The sequence below is a fragment of the Rhodophyticola sp. SM2404 genome (assembly GCF_053570515.1).
The window spans coordinates 1-7,010 of record NZ_JBSEDL010000013.1 but is presented as its reverse complement, the minus strand read 5'-3'; the positions used below and the strand labels follow the sequence as shown (position 1 = coordinate 7,010).

The following is a 7,010-nucleotide window of genomic DNA, read 5'->3' as shown; positions in this document are numbered from 1 at the left end:
ACAACACCAAGCGACCACACAGTGCATTGGGCTACCGCCCACCAGCGCCCGAAGCCATCATCCCGATGGACCAAAGGCCGATCATGCACTAACTTTCAAATTGGACCACTCATGTGGGGCTGCTCATACGCAGTCGTCCTAATACCGGGTGGCGGAACATTTGGCATGGAAGCTGTTGCTCGACAGTTTGCAAGAAACTCAAAAGTACTGGTGGTCCGCAACGGTTGGTTTAGCTACCGGTGGAGCCAGATTATTGAAAATGGTAACTTAACATCAGAAACAACGGTTCTGAAGGCTCATAGGAAAGGTAATGAAAGCCAGTCGGCTTTTGCGCCAGCTCCTATTGAGCAAGTAGTAGAAACCATTCGGACCGAAGCGCCTGATGTTGTATTCGCCCCTCACGTGGAGACAAGTGCAGGCATTATTTTGCCTGATAGCTACATCAAAAAAATGGCACAAGCGGCTCATGAAGTAGGAGCCCTTATGGTACTGGATTGTATCGCTTCTGGGTGTGTCTGGGTTGATATGAGAGAGTTGGGCGTTGATGTACTAATTTCCGCACCACAAAAAGGCTGGAGTGCATCGCCTGCAGCAGGTCTTGTGATGCTATCAGATCGGGCTGTTCAGCGGCTTGAAAACACACAATCCGACAGCTTTGCCATCGATTTAAACAAATGGCACCAAGTAATGACAAGTTATGAGAATGGTGGTCATTCTTACCATGCGACCATGCCCACTGATGCCCTCAAATTGTTTCGCGATACCATGCTAGAGACGCGCCAATATGGCTTTCAAAAACTTAAAGAAGCACAATGGGAATTGGGTGGTGAGGTCCGCAAAATATTAGCTTCACGCGGCATAACATCAGTTGCAGCTGACGGCTTTGGTGCGCCGGGCGTTGTTGTGTCCTACACTAACGATCCAGATGTTCAGAATGGTAAGAAGTTTGCTGAGAACGGTGTTCAGATTGCAGCTGGCGTGCCATTACAGTGTGATGAGCCTGCTGACTTCAAAACGTTTCGTTTGGGTTTATTCGGCCTAGACAAACTGTACGATGTAGCCGCTACAACAAATCGAGTGCGCAGAGCGCTGGACGCTGCAGAAATATAGCGACTGCAAACATGAGCGAATGTAGCCGACAGAGAGGTATGGCTCCCCAACTCAACGGTGGTCAACACAGCGTTTCCGCCCTGCCCTCAAAATGACACTAAAAACACACTTACAAGCACACCAAAAATATCGTCGCGCAAGCTATTGATAATAAATGCCTAATTTGCACCGACTCCATTGAAAATCCTCGTGTCGGTGGTTCGATTCCGCCCCCGGGCACCATTTAAATCACGGAGCCATAGAATATGAGGTTGGGCGCAAGGCATAGCCTGTGGAATTAAGCCGTACTATTTGGCTTTGACCTGTGGATTATGCTGTCTTGGATCCCGCTCTCGCCACAGGGTGGGCCGCAGACGGATAAGGAAATTAGCCCCGTGTTCCAAGACCCCAAGGTCGTGGCCGCTGTTCTGGCGAACCACGGGACCATTGGTGTGGGGTCAAACTTGATGAAGGCACAATACCTTGCTGAAATCATTGAGGAGACCGCCCATATCGCTTATGTCCGCGATACATTGATGGCGGCTCATGGTAAAACGGCCGCCGACCTACCTCAATTTGGGACTGCCGCGGTTGCGCGTGCAGCAGCGGAGTAAGATATGACAAGCGTTCTTGATCAATTGCGGGGCGTCACCACTGTTGTCGCCGATACGGGCGAGCTTGGTGCTGTTCGCAAATACAAACCCGTCGATTGCACGACAAACCCGTCCTTGGTGCTCAAGGCCTTTGAGAACGAGGAATCCAAAGCGGTTCTGGATGCAGAGATTGCAAAAGGTCGGGCCGAAGGGCTTGGCGCGGATGCAATCGCGGCGACCCTGCCAATCGCTTTGGGGGTCGAGTTGTCCAAATTGATCCCGGGACGCATTTCCACAGAAGTGGAGGCGAACCTGTCCTTTGACACGGATGCATCCGTCAAGCGGGCCTTGGAGATCGTTGAGGCTTATGCGGCCCGCGGCGTTGGCAAAGATCGCATCCTGATCAAGCTGGCGGCCACTTGGGAAGGTATCCGCGCGGCAGAGGTGCTGCAGAAGCAAGGGATCGATTGTAACCTCACGCTGATCTTCTCGCTGACACAGGCGATTGCTTGCGCCGATGCAGGTGCGTTCCTGATTTCGCCTTTCGTGGGCCGGATCACCGATTGGTTCAAAAAGGCCGATGGCGTTGATGGCTATGAAGCCGCCAAGGATCCAGGCGTGCTGTCGGTCAAAACGATTTATGATTACTACAAATCCAACGGCATCGACACGATTGTGATGGGCGCATCCTTCCGCAATGTGGATCAGATCAAGGCCCTGTCTGGCTGCGATAACCTGACGATCTCGCCCGCCCTTCTCGAAGAGCTTGGCTCGGAAGAGGCCGATCTGCCTTTGGCTCTGTCGCCAGAAATGGCCACCGCCGCCGAGGCGCAAAGCATCGATGCAGCGACGTTCCGCTGGAATGTTGCGATGGACCCGATGGCCAATGAATTGCTGGCCAAAGGCATTCGCGGGTTCGATCAGGATTTCAACAAGATGCTGGCGCTGCTGGAGGGATAACGCCTCGGCCAGTCGGCATAGTAAAGCGAACGGTTCTCATGCGCGCCCCAGTCAAATAGGGCGCCATGAGGCGCCTTTTTAATGATTGCCCTGTAGTCACCCGCCTTATGGCAAGCGCCCAGACATCTGGGCCATCGCTTCCCTGTCTGGGGCCATGGTCGCGCCCCTGCAGATTAACGAAGTGATTAAAAAGTAAACAAAATCAACGCCTTGAGCGGGTCGAGGGCAGAAAATCATGGTATCGCCTGACGAGCCGTGGTGGTTTGGCAGCTATGACAACGCCTTCGCCCTCTTTCAGCCGAACCCTCAGCACCCATGTTGCACGGATCTATCCGCAGATTGATGCAGATATTCTGGCCAGTAAAATCATCGAGGCTTTCTGGCCCGATCCCTCAAAACGCCGCAAACGCGGGCGCAAGCCCGGAAATTCGATGTGGAGCGAGGAAGACGCGCTGGTCATCACCTATGGCAACTCATTGGTCGATGGCAGCCATAAGCCGCTTGATCTGCTGAATGATTTCTTGCGCAGCTATTGGAAAGGCGCGCTGAATTCGGTGCATATCCTGCCTTTCTTTCCCTATACCTCGGATGATGGTTTCGCCGTCTCGGATTTCGAGCGGGTGAACCCGCAATTGGGCGATTGGCCCGATATCAACAGGATCGCGGATGAATTCACCTTGATGTCGGATCTGGTGCTCAACCATGTCTCCAGCCAAGGGGCGTGGTTCAATGCCTATCGGCAGGGCCAAACGCCTTATGACCGCTTCTTTTTCGAGGCCGACCCCGAAGAGGATTTGAGCGAGGTCGTGCGCCCACGCACCACGCCTTTGCTGCAGGAGGTCGAAACCTCCAACGGGCCGCGGCATGTATGGTGCACCTTCAGCCATGACCAGATTGATCTCGATTTCCGCAATCCTGAGGTGCTGCTGGAATTCCTGCGTATCATTCGGCTGCATCTGGATAATGGCGTGCGGATCATTCGCCTCGATGCGGTAGCCTTTATCTGGAAAGAGGTCGGAACGCCTTCGATCCATTTGCCCCAGACCCATGAGATCATCAAACTCATGCGGCTGCTTTGCGACAATAGCAGTGAGCCTGTGGTCCTGATCACCGAGACCAATGTGCCCAAGACCGAAAACCTGAGTTATTTCGGCAAACGGGATGAGGCGCATATGATTTATAATTTCCCGCTGCCGCCGCTGATCTTGCATGCGATGATGGCAGGGGATGCGCGCGCCTTGGTGGCGTGGCAAAAGGCCATGCCGCCGGCACCTTTGGGTTGTGCCTATCTCAATTTCACGGCCAGCCATGATGGTATCGGGATGCGCCCCGCCGAGGGCTTGCTGAGTGCAGAGCAGCAAAGCCGCATGATCGAGACGATCAAGGAGATCGGCGGGATGGTCTCGATGCGCGCGCTGCCTGATGGCGGCGAGGCCCCTTATGAGATCAACACCACCTTTTTTGATGCGATGCAGCGCACCTTTGAGGGGCCTGACGCCTTCCATTTCGAGCGGTTCATCTGTTCGCAAACCCTGATCATGGCGCTGGAGGGGATGCCTGCCTTCTATATCCATGCGCTTCTGGCCACGCCGAATGATCATGACGCGGTCGAGAAACGCGGGATGAACCGCGCGATCAATCGCCATCGCTGGGATTATCCGCGCCTGCGCGAGTTGCTCGCTGACCCCGACAGCATGCAGGCCCGCGTGATGGAGGCGTTTCATACCCGCCTCAAGCTGCGCAAGGCGCAGGCCGCTTTTCACCCCAATGCCACCCAATTCACCCTGAATTCAGGGGATGATCGTGTCTTCGCGATCTGGCGTCAGAGCCTTGATCGCAGCCAATCCATCTTTGCTTTGCATAATGTCAGCAAGCACAGCATCGAATTGCCCTCCCATAGGCTCAACCTGATCGAGGATGAGACATGGCTTGATCTGCTCTCGGGCGAGAGGGTGGCGATGGTGGATGGGGTGATTAAGCTGGCACCTTATCAATGTCGCTGGATCACCAATCTGGATTATTGAAAATCGTCCATATCCTGCGCGGCCGCGGCATGCATATCGCGCATGAAGGCGGGGTCTGCGGCATGGATGCGGCTCCATGTCGGGATGAAGGGCGTCTCATAGGGGTTTTCCAGAAAGAACTGCCCTGCGCGCATGATGTTTTCGGCAAAAAGCTCGATCGAGCGTTCTTCGCTGTGACGGTCAATGGTCAGACCATTCATCTTGGCATCGGCGTAATAGGCATCCAGCAAATCCAGCGCGCTGCGGTAATAGGTGGCTTTGAGGGTGCGGAATGTATTGCTGGTAAAGATGGTGCCATCAGCGGCCAGTTTGCGGAAGATGGATTTGCAGATATCCACCGACATGCGGTTCAGGCCTGCGGCGGCGTCTTCGGGGCTCAGCTCTTGATGTTTATGGTCATAGGTATCGGCAATCTCGACCTGACAGACAGCTTTGGGCGCAAGGTTGCGCCATGCCTCGGACAGCACCCCGATCTCCAATCCCCAATCGGAGGGAATGCGCAGATCAGGCAGGATGCTCGTGCGCATCGCAAATTCGCCTGAAAGCGGGTAGCGGAAGCTGCGCAGGTAATCGATATAGTCACGATCCCCGATCACGCGTTTCAGCGCGATCAAGAGGGGGCTGACCAGCAGGCGCGTTACGCGGCCATTCATCTTGTCATTTCCGATCCTTGCGTAATAGCCCTTGGCGACCTGATAGGGAAAAGACGGATTGGCCACTGGATAGACAAGGTGGGCCAACAATTCATTGGTATAGGTCAGGATATCGCAATCATGGATCGCCATCACGGCGCTGTCTTCGCAGGCCATAAGATAGCCAAGGGATGACCAGACATTCTTGCCCTTGCCCTGTTCCATCGGCGCAAGGCCCATATCCTCAAGCCGCTGCCCCAGAGCTTGCATCCGCGGGCTGTCATTCCAGATCACGATATGGTTCTGGTTTAGCCCTTTGAAGAATTCCTTAGCATGGCGAAACTGGGCCTCATCTGCACGGTCCAGCCCCACGACAATGCGGTGAAGGTAAGTGACCTTGGAGAGTTCCGACAGGATGTTGGGCATCGCCTCGGTCTCAAGCTCGGAATAGAGACAGGGTAGGATCAGCGAGATCTTCCGCGATTGCGCGAAGGTCTCAAGCTCATAGGTCATCTCCTCCAAGGATCGCGTGCGCAGATTGTGAAGCGTCGCGATATTACCGTTCTGGTGGAAATCAGCCATATGATTGGTGTCCTATGTTTCTTACAGATCAAGTTGATCCAGCAAATTCGATAATGTCGTGTTCCACCCCAAAGGACCAGCGTCTTGGCAGCGGCGGATGCGCCCCGAGGCTTCTCCGGCCAAGGGCGGCAGGGCAGGGCGGTGGGGGTTGGCGATAATCACCCCGAAATCAGCGGCCTCGAGCATTTCGATATCATTGGGGGCATCGCCCAAGGCGATGGTATGACGGGGGCGGAAGCGGGCAATGATATCGGCCATCTGATCTGCTTTGGTCTTACCAAAGGACAGCGTCAGGAAACGACCGCCCGCGCGCGCAGTAATTTCGTATCGAGCCAACTCGGCAATAAAGCTGGCTTGCGCGTCATCCCCTCCAGCCCAAATGCCTGGCTCCGAGAAAGCCCGCGCTTTGGCGCGGCTTGCATCCTCCAAGGCCAAGCCCGTGCAATCGGCAACCTCTTGGGCGGACATATCGCCAAACCCTGTGAATTGCGCCCGCAGCTTTGGGTCGGTCTTGTTCAAGGTCTCCAGAAGGCGGCTGTAATGAGAAGGGGAGCGATCGCCCAAAAGGCCCGCGCCATTCTCGATAATTGCGGGCCAATGGCTCAGCCCCATCTGTGATTGTAGCGCGGTGATCTCGGAGCCTGTTTTGCTGCTGGCCAGAACAAGCGGCGCATTGAGGGCTTTCAACCGCTCAATCATGGGCTGCGCCGCGCTCCAGTCATAGCTCTCGTGATCCAGCAATGTTCCATCGAGATCAGAGAAGACAATAAGGGGGCAGGTCTTGGGCATATATATAGTCTTGAGGATGTGGCCTGCTCCTGCAACCCTGCGATTCCTCCAAGGAGTCGCTGCTTGGCGTGGGGAATGCAGTGATTCACGCCCTCAAATGAGCGGATTCTGGGGATAAACAGGGGTGTGGAGCGTAAAGAGGTAAAAGGAAGGCTAAAGCGGGCCTTAGGGGACGGCAGGGGAGGGGCTGAAAACAATGACCAAGTTTCTACCGAACCCTATGAAAATATGTGCATATTGTTTGATTGTGCAAAAAGTTTGATGTTTTTGTAAAAAAGGGGTTGCGGGTTTTTGGCGGTATCCGTAGATAGCACCTCACCGGCGGCGCTGAGGCGCTAGTC

At 54.7% G+C, this 7,010-nt stretch carries 5 protein-coding genes and 1 pseudogene; 4 read left to right on the top strand and 2 right to left on the bottom strand.

Features of this window, described 5'->3' with window-relative positions; translation table 11 throughout:
• Positions 1-129: 129 nt before the first annotated feature.
• The 4 genes and pseudogenes from ACTYEO_RS13970 to ACTYEO_RS13955 all read left to right on the top strand — a co-directional run.
• Positions 130-1,110 (top strand): annotated as a pseudogene (locus ACTYEO_RS13970) (aminotransferase class V-fold PLP-dependent enzyme); the annotation flags it as partial.
• 311 nt (positions 1,111-1,421) lie between these two features.
• The gene (locus ACTYEO_RS13965) at positions 1,422-1,703 is read left to right on the top strand and encodes a class II aldolase/adducin family protein (RefSeq protein ID WP_449324363.1); all 282 of its coding nucleotides are present in this window, start codon (positions 1,422-1,424) and stop codon (positions 1,701-1,703) included.
• Between the two features lie 3 nt (positions 1,704-1,706).
• Positions 1,707-2,642, top strand: coding sequence for a transaldolase (locus ACTYEO_RS13960; RefSeq protein WP_449324362.1), 936 nt, complete (start codon positions 1,707-1,709; stop codon positions 2,640-2,642).
• Positions 2,643-2,914: 272 nt separating this feature from the next.
• Positions 2,915-4,666 carry a sugar phosphorylase gene (locus tag ACTYEO_RS13955; RefSeq protein WP_449324361.1) on the top strand — a complete coding sequence of 584 codons (1,752 nt, stop codon included), beginning with the start codon at positions 2,915-2,917 and terminating at the stop codon, positions 4,664-4,666.
• Here the strand turns inward: ACTYEO_RS13955 and ACTYEO_RS13950 are convergent.
• Positions 4,660-5,880, bottom strand: coding sequence for a glycosyl transferase (locus tag ACTYEO_RS13950; protein WP_449324360.1), 1,221 nt, complete (start codon positions 5,878-5,880; stop codon positions 4,660-4,662). The genes ACTYEO_RS13955 and ACTYEO_RS13950 overlap by 7 nt on opposite strands.
• A 21-nt stretch (positions 5,881-5,901) precedes the next feature.
• Complete coding sequence (locus ACTYEO_RS13945; protein WP_449324359.1) at positions 5,902-6,669, bottom strand: HAD-IIB family hydrolase; 768 nt, start codon at positions 6,667-6,669, stop codon at positions 5,902-5,904.
• Positions 6,670-7,010 lie beyond the last annotated feature (341 nt).